Consider the following 14881-nt stretch of genomic DNA (forward strand, 5'->3'; position numbering starts at 1 on the left):
GCGCTGTCCGATGGCGAAACACTCACCTATCTGCATGGCTGCATCTCCGACCGGCGTCTGTCCGTCGCCGTCCCGGATATCCCTGCCCATCTCGATGCCGTGCTTGTCGACACACCGTTGTCCGGCGGGCTCGAGCCGATACTGGGCGATGCACACCTACGCACGCTCACTGTGCTCGGTTATCCCGGCTCCACGACGCCCGGACTGCTCGACGATCTCAACCATCTGGGCTTCGAATACCGCTGGGCGGTGCGGTTCATCGCGCTCGACAAGGCGCAAGCGGAAAAGATCATCCGCCGCTGCCGCCGGCAGTGGTTTGCCAAACGCAAATCGATCTCCGCCATCATCAAGGAGGTGCTCACTAATGAGCAGTCAGTCCTGGTCGACACGGATGCGGACAACAAGACGGATGATGCCGATGCCGCGCTGCAGGAGCTCGGACAGGATCTGGTTTCCTACGGCTACGTCACCACGACGGTGACCGTCTGGGATGAAGACGCCGATGCAGTTCGCGAAAAGGTTCGGGCCGTTCAACGCATCATCGACGGACGCGGTTTTGTCACCATCCAGGAGACGGCCAATGCGGTCGAGGCCTGGCTCTCATCCTTTCCCGGTCATGTTTACGCAAATGTTCGGCAGGCGCCGGTCAATACGCTGAACCTTGCCCACATGATGCCGCTGTCGGCGACTTGGGCCGGACCGGAGCGGAACGATCATCTGGACGGGCCGCCGCTGATTACCGTTCGGACTAACGGCACAACGCCGTTCCGGCTGGTCACCCATATCGGCGACGTGGGGCACACCATCGTTGTCGGTCCCACAGGCGCGGGAAAATCGGTGCTGCTGTCGCTGATTGCCCTGCAGTTCCGCCGCTATGCCAACGCCCAGGTCACCGTCTTCGACAAGGGCGGCTCGGCGCGTGCCGGCGTGCTCGGCATGGGCGGTCAGTACTTCGATCTCGGTTCGGAAGGAGCGTTGTCGTTCCAGCCACTGGCGAACATCGACATCGTTGCCGAACGGTCCTTCGCGCAAACCTGGATCCTGGATCTCCTGACCATCGAGAATGTGTCCGTCACACCGGAGATCAAGGACGCGGTCTGGTCGGCACTCTCGAACCTTGCCGCCGCTCCGCGGGCCGAGCGTACGCTGACCGGGCTTTGCTCGCTCCTGCAGCGCAACGATCTGCGCCAGGCGCTTCAGCCCTTTACGCTGGAAGGACCCTATGGCCGCCTGCTCGATGCCGACGATGACCGGCTGACGCTCAGCGCCGTCCAGTGCTTCGAGATGGAAGAGCTGATGCACGAGAAGGGTGCCGTGCTTCCCGTGCTCACCTATCTCTTCCATCGCCTTGAAGCCGGCTTTGAAGGCAGGCCCGCGCTGCTTGTCCTTGATGAGGCTTGGTTGTTCCTCGACAATCCGGCCTTTGCCGCGCGCATCCGCGAATGGCTGAAGACGCTGCGCAAGCAGAATGTCTCGGTGATCTTCGCGACGCAGGGTTTGTCGGATATTTCCGGCAGCACCATTGCACCCGCTATCATCGAAAGCTGCCCGACACGCATTTTCCTTCCCAATGACCGTGCCGTCGAGCCGCAGGCAAGGGCAGTCTATGAAGCCCTCGGCCTCAATCACCGGCAGATCGAGATGATCGCCCGCGCAGTGCCCAAGCGCGACTACTACTATCAATCCCGTCAGGGCAACCGGCTGTTTGAACTCGGGCTCGGGCCGGTGGCGCTTGCCTTCACCGCCGCCTCCGCCAAACAGGATCACGCCCTCATCGACGAGCTGATCGCCGCCCATGGCGAAGACGAGTTCGCCGACTCCTGGCTGCGGGCGAAGGACCTGGACTGGGCGGCCAATCTGATTGTTGCAGACGAAAAAGATTCCTCATCAGAACTGGAGACACCAGATGCGCATTAGGTTCCTTGCGGCTGTCACTGCCGTTTGTCTAACGATAGCCCCAGTCGACAACGCCTATGCCCTCTTCGGGTTCGGCGATATCGTTTACGACCCAACAAACCACGCGGAGAACCTGCTGACCGCGGCCCGTTCGCTGGAGCAGATCAACAACCAGGTCCGGCAGTTGGCCAATGAGGCGCAGATGCTGATCAATCAGGCGCAGAACCTCGCCAGTCTGCCGTCCTCCATCGCCTCGGAGCTTCAGACATCATTGGAAGAAGTCGGCGCTCTGATCGAGAACGCAGAAGGCCTTGCCTACGATGTTGTCCGGATCGACGAGGCCTACCGGGAACTGTTTCCGGAAGGCTATGCCGCCTCGGTGACGACCTCCCGGATCGTTCAGGATGCTCAAGCGACCTGGGAACTTGCCCGCGAGGGTTTCAAGCATAGTCTCGATGTGCAGGCCGGGGTTGTCGTGCAGCTCCAAGGCGATGCCGCGACGCTGGACGGACTTATCGCCGACAGCCAGGGCGCTGCCGGCAATCTCCAGGCGCTTCAGGCCGGCAACCAGCTCACCGCGCTTGCGGCCAAACAATCCATGCAGCTCCAAAGCCTTCTGGCCGCTTCCGCGCGGGCCGATGCGTTGCGAGAAGCCGATGCGCTGGCCGCCCGCGAACGGGGCCGAGCCCGGTTCGAGCGTTTCCTCGGCGACGGCAACGCCTATTCGCGCTGACCTGCTGATCAATCGAAGGGACAGGATAGGCGGCCATGGATGATCTCAACATTATCGATCAGTTCACGCAGACATTCGTGACCTATATCGAGTCCGGATTCGGACTGCTCGGTCCGGATGTCACCTTCCTGACGACCATCCTGATCGGCATCGACATCACCCTTGCCGGCCTGTTCTGGGCGTTCTCCGAGGATCGGTCTATTCTCCCGTCCCTGATCAAGAAGGTGCTTTATGTCGGTGCCTTCGCCTTCATTCTGAACAACTTCTCCGACCTGGCCACAATCATCTTTGAGTCTTTCGCCGGTCTGGGATTGCGGGCGACCGGATCGCCGATCTCCGCCGACGATCTCATGCGGCCGGGATTTGTGGCTGCCACCGGCTACGATGCCGCCGCGCCGCTACTGGAAGACGTCTCCGACCTCATCGGGCCGATCGCGTTTTTTGAGAACTTCGTTACGATCGCAATCCTTATGTTCGCATGGGTCGTGGTGCTGCTCGCCTTCTTCATCCTGGCGATCCAGCTCTTCATCACCATCCTTGAGTTCAAGCTGACGACGTTGGCAGGCTTCGTGCTGGTGCCGTTCGCGCTCTGGAACAAGACGGCGTTTCTGGCCGAACGGGTACTGGGCAATGTGATTGCCGCCGGCATCAAGCTGATGGTGCTGGCGGTGATCGTTGGTATCGGCTCGACCCTGTTCGGCACCTTTGCCGCATCTTTCTCCGGTGGCGACATCACGCTGGAACAGGCGGCCTCCACGGTGCTCGGTGCGCTCTCCATCTTTATGCTTGGCATCTTCGGACCCGGCATTGCGGCGGGCCTGGTCTCCGGCGCGCCGCAACTTGGGGCAGGGGCCGCCGCCGGATCGGCCGCGGGTCTTGCCTTGGGAGGCGCTGCTACAGCGGGCGCGGCTGTTGGCGGCGTGCGTGCCCTGGGCAGTGCAGCGGGCGGGGCCGTCCGGGCCGCGGCATCAATGGGCGGAGCAGCCGCAGCCGTCCGCTCACCCGGAGCCACGGGTGTTGCCTCCGCGGCAATGACCCCGGCATCCGGGATCGTGAGTGCGGCCGGTGCTTCCCAAGCTGCTTCTGCAGGTTCCTCCCAAGCGCCGGAATGGGCGCGAAAGCTCCATCGCCGACAGCGGCTTCGCGAGGGCGCGACCGTTGCCGCCCACACGCTGCGCGACGGCGACCGGCCCGCTTCCGGTGAAAACCCCAAACTGAAGGACGATGATTGATGTTCAAACGGTCGACGACCACCTATGGGCAAACGCCCCAGCCTGAAACCCCATACCAAAAGGCCGCCCAGGTTTGGGACACCCGCATGGGCGATGCGCTAGTGCGGGCAAGGAACTGGCGATTGATGGCCTTCGGGTGCCTGACACTGTCGTTGTTGTTGTCAGGCGGTGTGGTCTGGCAGGCCGGGCGCAGCACCATCACCCCCTATGTCGTCGAAGTCGACCGGCTGGGCGACGTACGCACCGTCGGTCGGGCGACCGAAGTCTATGAGCCGACAGACGCCCAGATCGCCTACCATCTTGCGCGCTTCATCGAAAACGTTCGATCCCTGCCGATCGATCCCGTGATCGTGCGCAAGAACTGGCTGCGCGCCTACGATTATACGACCACGCGTGGCGCCAACAGTCTCAATGACTATGCCCGCGTCCACGATCCGTTCTCCAGGGTCGGCAGGCGCACGGTCGCAGTCGACGTCACCAGCGTGGTGCGCTCCTCGGATGACAGTTTCGATGTGCGCTGGCGCGAGCAGACCTTCGAGAACGGATCGCTCGCCGATACGGCCCGTTACACCGCCGTCCTTTCGATCGCCATCCAGCGTCCACGCACCGAAGAGGCGTTGCGCAAGAATCCCCTCGGCATCTACGTCTACAGCCTCAACTGGTCGAAAGACCTCATCGCAGGAGAACCCAAATGAAGTTTTTACACTTGTCCAAATTGTCTGCGGTGAGCGCATTGGTGTTGCTGGCTGGCTGTGCGGGTAGAGAGCGTCCGCCGGTTATCGATTTCGACGCAGAGGACTTCGATACGGCGGTACTCACTGCCGAGCCGCCCAAACCGGTGGAGATCGTAGAGTTGCCGAAACCCCTGCCACTGCCTGGTCAGTTAAAACCGGCTCCGGGCAAGACAACAAAGAGAGTGGTAGACAAGCGCCCGCCCCGGGACCGGATTACGGCCGCCAATGCAGCAGCCAAGATCGAGCCGTCGAAAGACGGTTATGTCAATGCAATCCAGGTCTATCCCTATTCTGAAGGCGCGCTCTATCAGCTCTATGCCGCACCGGAGCAGGTCAGCGACATTGCCCTTCAGAAAGGCGAAAGGATCGTCTCCGTCTCCGCCGGCGACACGCTGCGATGGGTGGTGGGCGATACGGTGAGTGGCTCCGGCAGCGAGGCTCGCGCCCATGTGCTGGTGAAACCCACCAAGGAAGACCTCAAAACCAACCTGGTCATCATCACCAACCGGCGGACCTATCATTTGGAGCTGCAAAGCACGGATGAGACTTATATGGCATCCGTCTCCTGGCGCTATCCGGGTGATGAGCTGATCGCGCTCAAAGGCCGGAACGAACAAGCCGAAAGTGCCGCCCAGCTTGTGGCTGACACCGGCCTCAACATCGCCCGGCTGCGCTTTCGTTACCGCATCACCGGCGACGATCCGCCCTGGCGCCCCGTGCGGGTCTTCGACGATTCGAAGAAGGTCTATGTCCAGTTCCCCGCCCGTCTCGACCAGGGCGAGGCACCGCCGCTCTTCGTCGTCGGCCCGGACGGGCGCAACCAGCTGGTCAATTACCGGGTGAGGGGCCGTTATTACATCGTCGACCGCATGTTCGCAGCTGCCGAATTACGACTCGGTGAAGATCCGCAACAGGTGGTCCGCATCACCCGTACCGACGGCCGCCACGCGAGCGCCGGGCGCAGGGACGCATTCGGAACTCGCAATAGGCTCGAGGAAGAGGGGACACGATGACATCTTCTGACGCCGACAAGCCATCCGGCAATGTCGCTCCGCCGCCAAAGGCGGACCCGGAGGATCTGGTCTTGCGTGCCAAACCCCGCCCGGTGACGCGCATCAACCGGCGAGTGTTGATGCTGCTCACCGGCACCGGTCTTGTTCTGATCTGTGCCGCGACGATCTTTGCTCTCGATCCGCCGCGTCTGTTCGATCGCGGCGAGACAGGGCGTGAACTTTATACGACGCAAAACCGTCCCACCGCCGATGGTCTCGATACATTGCCGCGCCGGTACAGCGACATGAAGGAACCGGCCATCAAACTTGGACCGCCGCTTGCCGGCGATATCGGGCCGGCGGTCGTTGGCAAGGAAAGGGAGCTTGGTTTGAGGCAGACGCCGAGCTTGCCGTTCCGGCCGGACCCTGAAGAAGATGCGCTCAGGGCCGAGCGCATCCGCCAGTCGCGCCTCGCTCAGCAGGCCCGGGAATCGAATGTGTTCTTCAAGCTGACTTCCGGTTCGGCTGGGCAACGGCTGGCGGGACTTGGAGTATCTGGCATTGGAAGCGGTCATCAACGTTCAGCCGTTGAAGCACAGGTTGCAACTGCTCGATCGGGGCAAAATCGATTTGCAATTGCCGATGATGTCAGTTCCGGGCCGCTTCAACTCGACCTTGCGAACGATCAGAACTCGCAAGGCCGAAAAATTGGGTTCCTGAATAGTGAGGTGGACGAGGCGATCTACAATCCACACACATTGCAGGATCCGGCGTCGCCATACCAGATCATGGCCGGCACCATCATCCCGGCCAGCCTTGTCACCGGCATTAATTCCGATTTGCCGGGCCAGATCATCGCTCAGGTAACCGAAAACGTATATGACGCGGTTTCGGGGCAGCATCTGCTAATCCCGCAGGGAACGCGGATCATCGGAACCTATGACAGCGTCATTGCCTTCGGCCAGAGCCGGGCGCTCGTTGTGTGGCGGCGACTTATTTTGCCGAACGGCTCCTCTGTCGTCATCGAAAACCTGCCCGCAACGGACACTGCCGGCTACGCGGGGCTCGAAGACAAGGTGAATTTCCATACCTGGCGCTTGCTAAAGGGCGTGGCCCTGTCGACACTCCTCGGCGTCGGAACGGAACTGACGTTCGGGGATGATGAAGGTGATCTTGTCACCACGATCCGAGAAACCGCACAGGACAACGCAAATCAAGTCGGGCAATCGCTGACCCAGCGCAATCTCAACATCCAGCCCACGATCACCATCCGCCCCGGCTGGCCGCTGAGCATCATCGTCAACAAGGACATTGTGCTGCGCCCCTACAGCAGCCCGTGGAGAAACCCATGAGCCTCAAACTTGAAAAACTGCCCGACCGCGATCCGGTAAAGATTACATTCACAGCAAATCCGGAACTCAAATCAGCGCTCAATGATTACGCCGAGCTCTATAGCTGTGCCTACGGCCAGAAGGAATCGGTCACGGATCTGATCCCGTTCATGCTGGACACGTTCATGAATGCGGATCAGGGCTTCAAGCGATCGCGCAAGCAACTCCATGAGGCGCGTGCACTGCCGCCTCCTCGTCAATCCTCAACAATTCAAACGAAGGAGAAGTAGCTGTGGCCACAATCGGTAACTTTACACCCGACAAGGACGGCTATGTAGGAACGATCCGCACTCTAACAATGAATGTGAAGGCGAAGATCGTCGCAAATGACCAAAAGAGTAGCGCCGGAGCGCCCGATTTTCGGATCTTTGCCGGACGGGCCGAACTCGGCGCCGCTTGGAAGGCGCAGACCAACGGCAAGGAGCCGCGGGATTATCTCAGCGTCCAGCTGGATGATCCGAGCTTTGCCGAACCGATCCATGCGGCACTGTTTGAGGAAGAGGGCGCTGCGTTTCTCGTGTGGAACCGGCGTGACGGTTAGCATGGTGCTTCGTGCGCATTGCAGGTGCTATAGTGCATGAAAAATGCGTTAGAGTTCAGCTGCAATGCGAGCGATTAGTGCCTTGAGTTCGTCGGAGCTCGCGATGGCAGCCACAACGTCGTCTTGAAGTCGCGGCTCCGATCGCTCCGTTTCCTCGATAAAAGCGATGGTACGAAAAAGCAAAGGTTTGCGGGGTTTTTGGCCGCCTTCGATGCGTGAGACATTGAATTGCCTGGTACCCAGCCGTTTGGCAAGCTCAGTCTGTGTCAACCCGGCGTTCTGACGCGCACGCTTCAGACGCCTTGAGAAGTTCCCATCGTTCCATTCGTTTGCTTGCATAAAAAAAGCATATAATATGCAATTAATCATTTGGCGAGATGAGATGTCCTCAAAAACCGCACAACCCGCAGTTCAGTACCGCCTGTTGGCGCCTTCCCACCCCGATGATGAGGTTATGCCGGGCTTGAGATTCGGCCGGGAGGATGAGTTGCTCACGCCCGCGTATTGGACTATGCGATGTGAGACGGCAGACCCCACCGACATAGACTTTGTGAATCGCCACGGTACGCTTGAAGAGGAAATCGGATTCTGTTTGCTGGGCGGTTTCGGCGTGACCTTAGAGGTCGCAACAGCTTTCTTCGAGCGTCTGCGGAGGAATGGTGCCTTCGAGCGAGGCGCTATGCTTCCAGAAGTCGACTTATTCGCTATGCTCGATGAGCCCGCGGTGGTCGGTGGCCTGCCTCGCCGTTATCGTTTTCCGACGCAGCGAGCCCGCAGGCTTAACCGTGCAATGGCAGATCTGACGAAGATGAAGTTCGATCAAGCCGATCCAGTTAGATTTCGTGACCAAATTCAGAGTTTAGAAGGCGTTGGACCGAAGACTGCGAGTTGGATCGCGCGCAATTGGTTGGATACAGATCTAATCGCGATACTGGACATTCATGTTTTGCGAGCAGGTTGGTTGCTCGAGCTGTTTGACAAGAACTGCCGTCTCCCTCGTGACTACTTGAATTTGGAGAACCGATTCCTTTGTTTCGCAAAAAACTTGCACGTCCGTGCATCGGTACTCGATAGTGTAATGTGGTATGATATGCGCACATTCGGGTCGAATCTGGTGCGGCAAAGACTAGTAGCTTAAGTAGTACTAACCAGATGTTTAGGTGGAGCAGAAGAAGGCAAGGCGATGGGTGGAAGTGGATCGAGCGGTGGATGGACTCCGCCGGGGTCGGACGGTAGCGGACAAGACCCCTGCGATCTGCGTTTTCAAACGGATCTTTTTGCACCAGTCGCCTCCGTTGTGCAGGCGCTAAGTGTCGGTGATCGACTAACGGTCCAACTCATCACACAAGGTCAATCCCAGAGCGTTGGGGCGTTGACGCAATCGACAGGCGCCGTTGCGGGCACCATTACTGGAGCGCGCCAACTCGGTGTCCTTGTCAATTGTCTTGCACAACATGCTTACGAAGCAGAGGTGACAGCGATTTCAGGATCGCAGATAACCGTTGTCGTCGAACGGGTCTGACAGTGATTGTTGCGGGCGGCTACTATCGCGAGATCTGTGTATCGCCGAAACACGACGAGCTATTTGGATCCGGTGCGCGTGCCGCGTTTGCTATCGCTTCCGCGGGTACCGATGTCGGGTGGCATTACTATTGCCCTAAATCTCAGCAACAGATCGCTTCGGTGGCTATATCAAGCCCTTACCTAAGGCATCATCCGCACACGTCAGGTGAAATAGTATCTTTCACCTACTTCCATCCGTTGTCGGAGCCGGAGTATCGACCAAGCGATCTTCCGAGGTGCGAGAACATCGTAGTAGAGGACGCCAACATTTTGCGCTTCGGCTTTATGGAGGGTGACGCCATCGTCCACGGGGACAGGGTTGTATTTGATCCCCAAAGCCCCAAGAAGCCGGTGTCCTTCAAGGAGAATGGATCAACCGCAAAGTCATTAGCAGTCGTACTGAACGCCCAAGAGGTGCGGACGCTCGGGAAGGACCAGGATGAATTGCAGGCTGTGCGAAATGTTCAACAATCGGAAGACGCCTCAGTTGTGTTGGTAAAATCTGGACCGCACGGATGTAGGATCTATGTGGGCGACACTTTTCGGGGAACGGTACCGCCATATCGCACCGATCGCGTCTATAAGATAGGATCTGGCGACATCTTCAGCGCCGCCTTTGCATACCATTGGGCAGAGAAAGGGATGGCTCCAGACCTGGCTGCCGATGCAGCGTCCCGTTGCGTCGCACGCTACTGCAACTCCCGGCGGCCGACCGTCCTTTTGGACGACGAGACAAGCACGCTCGAACCCGTCGCTATCAAAGACGAGAAAGCGAAAGTCTACATTGCGGGTCCATTTTTCACGATGGCTGAGTTATGGCTCGTGGAACAGGCGTGCCGCGCTCTCGATAGTCTCGGCGTTTCTTTCTTTTCGCCCTATCATGAAGCCGGGCTTCTACGCGACCACACTGACGATCAGGCACAGCAGAAGGAGATCGAGCGTGTGGTCGAGGCAGATATCAAAGGTCTCAGTGAGTGCAAGGCTGTATTCGCCATTCTTGACGGATGTGATCCGGGAACGATCTTCGAGATCGGTTGGGCGGTGCGGCACAATATCCCTGTTGTGGCGCTGTCGCAGAACCCGAAACCCGCCGATCAGACAATGGTCCGTGGATCGAGGAATTGTTCGATATCCGACGATTTTGCGAGCGCGATATATCGTGTCGCTTGGGAGGCATGGTCGAGATGAGAGTGCTTTTGTTTTCGGGTGGTGTTGAGTCGGCTTGCCTTGCGGCGATGACGAAGCCAGATCTTGCACTGACGATCGACTACGGTCAGGTCTGTGCACCGGGAGAGATCCGCGCCGCTAAGCACATTGCTTCAATAATCGGTATGGACCACAGGGTCATCGAGGTCTCGCTTGGCCATTTGGGGGCCGGCGAGATGACCGGGTTTCCATCCGACGACAGCGAAGATCGAGTCCCAGAGCATTGGCCGTTCCGTAACCAGATGCTCTTGACCGTCGCGGCCATGGCGCTTGCGGACTGTGATTTGCGGGAGTTGATTATTGGGACCGTGCTTACGGATAGTGTGCATAATGACGGAACGCCCGAGTTCTTGAGCGCCATGGAACGGCTTCTCCAGACACAGCTTTCTGATTTCAAGTTGAGCGCCCCGGCTTCGACCATGACCACCGATGATTTAGTCCGTAGTTCTGGTGTGGGCCGGGACCTTATGGGCTGGACTTTCTCATGCCACCGAGCCGAAGTGGCCTGTGGCGCATGTCGAGGCTGCAACAAATCATTGGAGCTGTTTACGCGGCTTGAAAGCGGAGAATCCTAGCAAGTGTCTAAGCAGCGCCGTGTTCGCCGGCATTGATCTCGTCATGGATAAGGATCGTATTGAATTGCGACTTTGAGTTTTTCTGCGATTTGCTTTGAATCGGATGCCGTGTAGCTCTTATCGACACGCGCGCGCGCCGATTCGATCGCATCAATCAAGCCTGCGATCCATGTGCTGTAAGTCTCCAGAGAGGCGCGCTGCTTTTCGCCGCTTCTTGAAGCATGGCGCACGCCAGACTCGTCATTCGCTATCTGTCCTACCGCCTTGATCTGTTTTGTAGTGACGCCGATGTCACCGGCGATTTCGTCCCACGAAAGGTTCAGGCCTTTCTTTAGCCACTCGAAACCCCTGTAAATATAAACGAATGCCTCCACAGGATTGTTGATGGCCTGGACCGCATCGTGCAATGCACGGCGAACGGGAATATTCTCACATATGAACTGGAACCACGATGCGAATTCGTTTTCGTCGAACGCATCGTACACCGCTCGCACGCGTTCGCTATAGAATGGCTGTAGGTCGATTTGGGAATGCCATCTGAGTTTCTCAACCGGCGTGTCTACGAAGATGCGGCCCATCGGAAATGCACGGAAAAGTCCGGCGCCGCTAATCAAAAGGCCCGCTACAACCCGATCCGCCATGAAATGGCTGTCCGCGGCCTGGGCATCACCGGACTGATCGAGATTGTCGCCGACGCGACTTAGATAGAGGCGCGTCCCACCGCCGGTAATAAAGGTCGTGTTCCCTATGTCTTTTTCGTCGTAGCGAATGTTAAAGCCCGGTGCGAAATATCCCGCATGCCCTGTGAGCGCGAATACAGAGCATACAAATCTCACATCCAGCGTTTCTTCAGTTGCGACGTCGTCGTTCGTGTTCAACGTTCTCTCCGAGCGCTTTGCCGACTTTCAATGTTTGGCCGCCACCCCATACGACGCAAATATAACTCTACGCCTGTTCCACCCTCTGGTAGAAAGCCCATCATACACTAACGCGTTGTTGATCGCTTCACAGTCGCGGCTGCTGACACCCTCGTACCGCGTTGTGGAAAGCCGCTGTTGATGCAATGGAAGTGGATGGATAAGTTACATACTAGTCCCATCCGGTATTCTGTAAGCTCCTTCAGTCGCCTCGGTTTTGAAGCTAAAACTGCCGATTCGCGCGGCTGCAACCTTCATCACTGAACCGTGGATGAATTCAGGGAAATCTTTCGGCAGCGAGGCTTCGAGGCGCGAGAACGCATCTTCCGCCGCGTTCGCAATTTGCTCGATCGCGTCGGGGACGAGCGTTTTTGGTAGGCCGGCTTCTACGCCCGTCTGGATAAAATGCCGGGGATGAATGTTGGTAAACCGGTAGTGACGGCTCTTGCCGACAGACATGGCCAGTTTCATTTGCTTGCGGTTGATCTGATTGTTGTCGAGGCTCGGCTGTGCGGTCAGCACATCGTAGAGCGGTGTCAGGTGAAAGCTTCCGCCCGATCCGAGATAGATACTGAAATTTTTAGCATGGCCGTCCGTCGCGCCGAGCAACCAGAAAAGAAGCTGTGCCTTGACGAAGGTCATTTGGTCTTCTGCTGGCGTGTCGCTGCCTTTCAGAAGATCGAGGATCGCGACCATGCCAGGGCCGCCGTCGCTTTGGTATTTCAGGGTCGGGGGCACCGACAAAGCCTGGCAGCAATCTTCCTGCGGTAGTCGCAGCAGCCGGCCATCTCTTGTCCAGCGGCGATCGAAGCGCTCGATCACGAGTGCCTTTGTTTCTCCGAAGGTTTTGATCTCGGCTTCGTTCACCGGGAGGCCGAAAGCCTCGATGAATTTGAGGCAGTAGAATTCGTTTTCCACGCTATTTGATAGATCGATTCCGTTCGGCAACTGACCGATCTGCGTTTTGAACAGATGCGTGGTTGGCGTTGTGCCGTGAGGCTTGATCCATTTGTTGTTGTGCCAGAGGAGAGCGGTCTTTTCCTGTGCGCCCGCCACCGATATGCGAAAGTCGTCGTCACGGTTCAGGCCCAACGGTGCTTGCGTTAGACTGCGAAGCAGCCGGTCTATGGCCTCGTCATCGATGACATCGCCTTCGATCTTGCCAGTGACGTCAATCTCTTCATCGCCATCGGCTATGAATTGTAACGCCCCGACACAATCCCGGCCAATTGCAGCAAGCAGACTATAGGCATCAGTTCCGCGGGCTCCGACCTTTTCGGCTACGCGGCGACGAAGCACGTTGGAGTCCGGTAGAAGATTCTCGAAGACCGCGGCAACAGGTTCGCCACGGAAGGGTGTCTCGCGGAGAGGCAACGAAAGGGAGACCGGCATGGCATGCTGCCATTCCAGCCAGCTTTCTTCATACTGAAAGCTGATCGCGCCGCTTGGCTCTCTGGTCAAATGGCCGACTAGGCGGTTGTTCAGAAAAACCCGCAGTGGTGGATGTTGACGATGGCGAGGCATCAAAAGATGTCCTCGATGTCGTCTGCATGGGCTTTCGAGCGCGGCACGATTCTGAATTCCAGATCGAGCGCGGCGAGAACCGCCAGGATGGTTTCCAGTTTAGTGGCCGGATTACCCGTCTCGATCAGAGAAATGGTCTCCTGCCGCAAACCGGCGAGGTTGCCGAGTTCCGTCTGATTGAGGTCCCGCTTTTTGCGAGCGCGTTGTACGATGTTTCCGATCTGCTTCGGATTGCGTGCTAAATCTGCCATGCTGGTATTATGATCTAATTCCGATAAAAATGCAATATCGGATTTGGCGCATAATATGATTTTATGCGTTGAATAACATAAATTCAGATTATAGGAATTGGCGCATAGTTGGGACCGGCGCGCTCAAGCCTGCGTTCAGGATAAACATCCACAACCGAGGCATGAAACAAGCACAAATCCATACCAAATACGTCATCCTCGCTGCCGTGGCATCCGCAGCGCTCCGATTGCCGAATCGCGCACTGCGCTCTTCCACCGGGCGCAATACAGCTGACGCTCTCCATCCCGCAAGTGCACGAGATCAGGTTGTTGCAAATCAATACTGCCGGAAATTGAGTTGATGCTTGATTCCAGTTTTTCCGATACGCCAGTTCGCTAACTGAGTGCTTATGCCATAGTGCTGCGCAACTTCACCCGGTTCGAGACCCTTTCCGCAATGAAAGAGAAGTCCATCTCGCGGCGCAAGTATACAACCGGCTAGCCAATCGGCCTCTTCCTCCAACTCTGGTGGATAGTCGCTCAAAAGGAGCAAGCCGCCAGCTGACCGATCCGCCCGGCTCGGTTTGTGACGCAATTCTATATGCGCCCATTCGTGCATGAGTGTGTTTGCCTGACGGGTTATTGGGTGGGTGGCATTGACGATGATCGCTGTTTTGCCACCCTCCCTGATCGTTATGCCCGACCAGCTGTCGGGGTCGACAACTGTTAGCTGCCTGAGGTGTTCGGTATCGACGTTGGGAATGTCCGTAGGTGTCCAAACAATTATTCCGATCGATCTGAGGAAGTGCCTTGGATCGAGCGCGTCGTTCGCGGATAGCCCGATATCCGCGCGTTGTTTGAGCGCTAGCTTCTCGGCCTGGGATTTGAAGCCGCGCCGCATGGTCAAAGGTTCTCGATATCTCGCAACGCCTCCTGCGCGGCAAGGATCAAACCACCCAGAGCCGTCGCAGTGTCGACGCTGGTGGTTTTCTTTTTTCGCAGGTGAACAGTTGGCGCTTCATCTCCTGGCTTCGCCGGTTGCATGCCGAGGAATTGGTTTGGATCTTTTCCAAGCCACTGACATATGGCCGCGAAGGTCGCAAGGTCGGGTACATTGCCGTTTTCGATTCGGGATAGTGTCGCGGGGCTGATGCCGATCTCTTTCGCCGCGGCTCGAATGCCTAAGGTCCCGCGACGCTCAACAATCATTTCTCCAAGTTTTTCAATGTGTAACGTCATAGCGCGCAATTCGCGCGAGACTCCTCTTGACGGGTCATGTGGCGCTCCTGTATGTTTCGTTAATGAGACACTTTACGTCTCGACTATGAAACGTCTCGTTAACGAGAC

17 protein-coding genes are annotated in these 14881 nt (G+C 57.7%); 11 read left to right on the forward strand and 6 right to left on the reverse strand.

What is annotated here, in order from left to right; translation table 11 throughout:
- The 8 genes from trbE to OOZ53_RS24840 all read left to right on the forward strand — a co-directional run.
- Window positions 1-1917 (forward strand): conjugal transfer protein TrbE (gene trbE, locus OOZ53_RS24805; RefSeq protein WP_271092479.1); only part of this gene is annotated, 1917 nt, incomplete at its 5' end.
- Window positions 1907-2629 carry a P-type conjugative transfer protein TrbJ gene (gene trbJ, locus OOZ53_RS24810; protein ID WP_271092480.1) on the forward strand — a complete coding sequence of 241 codons (723 nt, stop codon included), beginning with the start codon at window positions 1907-1909 and terminating at the stop codon, window positions 2627-2629. The genes trbE and trbJ, both read left to right, overlap by 11 nt.
- 35 nt (window positions 2630-2664) lie before the next feature.
- Window positions 2665-3861, forward strand: coding sequence for a P-type conjugative transfer protein TrbL (gene trbL / locus OOZ53_RS24815; protein WP_271092481.1), 1197 nt, complete (start codon window positions 2665-2667; stop codon window positions 3859-3861).
- The gene (trbF, locus tag OOZ53_RS24820) at window positions 3861-4556 is read left to right on the forward strand and encodes a conjugal transfer protein TrbF (RefSeq protein WP_271092482.1); all 696 of its coding nucleotides are present in this window, start codon (window positions 3861-3863) and stop codon (window positions 4554-4556) included. The genes trbL and trbF overlap by 1 nt, the downstream gene beginning before the upstream one ends.
- A complete protein-coding gene (trbG, locus tag OOZ53_RS24825) occupies window positions 4553-5608 on the forward strand; it encodes a P-type conjugative transfer protein TrbG (RefSeq protein ID WP_271092483.1) in 1056 nt (351 codons plus the stop codon). The genes trbF and trbG overlap by 4 nt, the downstream gene beginning before the upstream one ends.
- Before the next feature lie 92 nt (window positions 5609-5700).
- A complete protein-coding gene (locus tag OOZ53_RS24830; protein ID WP_333780613.1) occupies window positions 5701-6939 on the forward strand; it encodes a TraB/TrbI/VirB10 family type IV secretion system protein in 1239 nt (412 codons plus the stop codon).
- Complete coding sequence (locus OOZ53_RS24835; RefSeq protein ID WP_271092485.1) at window positions 6936-7208, forward strand: DUF2274 domain-containing protein; 273 nt, start codon at window positions 6936-6938, stop codon at window positions 7206-7208. Before OOZ53_RS24830 ends, OOZ53_RS24835 begins: the two co-directional genes overlap by 4 nt.
- 2 nt (window positions 7209-7210) lie before the next feature.
- Window positions 7211-7519: a DUF736 domain-containing protein gene (locus tag OOZ53_RS24840; RefSeq protein WP_271092486.1), complete on the forward strand. Its 309-nt coding sequence runs from the start codon at window positions 7211-7213 to the stop codon at window positions 7517-7519.
- 48 nt (window positions 7520-7567) lie between these two features.
- Here the strand turns inward: OOZ53_RS24840 and OOZ53_RS26570 are convergent, their stop codons facing one another.
- On the reverse strand, window positions 7568-7888 hold the full coding sequence (locus tag OOZ53_RS26570) for a helix-turn-helix domain-containing protein (protein ID WP_425499236.1): 321 nt from the start codon (window positions 7886-7888) through the stop codon (window positions 7568-7570).
- 13 nt (window positions 7889-7901) lie between these two features.
- On the opposite strand from OOZ53_RS26570, the gene OOZ53_RS24845 reads away from it, so the two are divergent.
- From OOZ53_RS24845 to OOZ53_RS24855, 3 genes are all read left to right on the forward strand, one after another.
- Window positions 7902-8657 (forward strand): 8-oxoguanine DNA glycosylase, encoded by a 756-nt coding sequence (locus OOZ53_RS24845; protein ID WP_271092487.1) that lies wholly within the window; start codon window positions 7902-7904, stop codon window positions 8655-8657.
- A gap of 386 nt (window positions 8658-9043) precedes the next feature.
- Entirely contained in the window at window positions 9044-10270 is a 1227-nt protein-coding gene (locus OOZ53_RS24850; protein WP_271092488.1) for a PfkB family carbohydrate kinase, read from the forward strand.
- Complete coding sequence (locus tag OOZ53_RS24855) at window positions 10258-10863, forward strand: 7-cyano-7-deazaguanine synthase (RefSeq protein WP_271092489.1); 606 nt, start codon at window positions 10258-10260, stop codon at window positions 10861-10863. Before OOZ53_RS24850 ends, OOZ53_RS24855 begins: the two co-directional genes overlap by 13 nt.
- A gap of 41 nt (window positions 10864-10904) precedes the next feature.
- Here OOZ53_RS24855 and OOZ53_RS24860 read toward each other — a convergent pair whose 3' ends face one another.
- From OOZ53_RS24860 to OOZ53_RS24880, 5 genes are all read right to left on the reverse strand, one after another.
- Window positions 10905-11741, reverse strand: a complete 837-nt coding sequence (locus tag OOZ53_RS24860; RefSeq protein ID WP_271092490.1) for a hypothetical protein — start codon at window positions 11739-11741, stop codon at window positions 10905-10907.
- Between the two features lie 204 nt (window positions 11742-11945).
- Window positions 11946-13304, reverse strand: coding sequence for a type II toxin-antitoxin system HipA family toxin (locus tag OOZ53_RS24865; protein ID WP_271092491.1), 1359 nt, complete (start codon window positions 13302-13304; stop codon window positions 11946-11948).
- Entirely contained in the window at window positions 13304-13555 is a 252-nt protein-coding gene (locus OOZ53_RS24870) for a helix-turn-helix domain-containing protein (RefSeq protein WP_271092492.1), read from the reverse strand. The genes OOZ53_RS24865 and OOZ53_RS24870 overlap by 1 nt, the downstream gene beginning before the upstream one ends.
- A gap of 316 nt (window positions 13556-13871) precedes the next feature.
- Window positions 13872-14435 carry an ImmA/IrrE family metallo-endopeptidase gene (locus OOZ53_RS24875; RefSeq protein WP_271092493.1) on the reverse strand — a complete coding sequence of 188 codons (564 nt, stop codon included), beginning with the start codon at window positions 14433-14435 and terminating at the stop codon, window positions 13872-13874.
- A 2-nt stretch (window positions 14436-14437) separates the two neighbouring features.
- On the reverse strand, window positions 14438-14773 hold the full coding sequence (locus OOZ53_RS24880; RefSeq protein WP_271092533.1) for a helix-turn-helix domain-containing protein: 336 nt from the start codon (window positions 14771-14773) through the stop codon (window positions 14438-14440).
- Between the last annotated feature and the right edge of the window lie 108 nt (window positions 14774-14881).

Origin of the sequence: Allohoeflea poritis (assembly GCF_027889715.1) — a bacterium.
In the GTDB taxonomy this organism is placed as follows: Bacteria; Pseudomonadota; Alphaproteobacteria; order Rhizobiales; family Rhizobiaceae; genus Hoeflea_A; species Hoeflea_A poritis.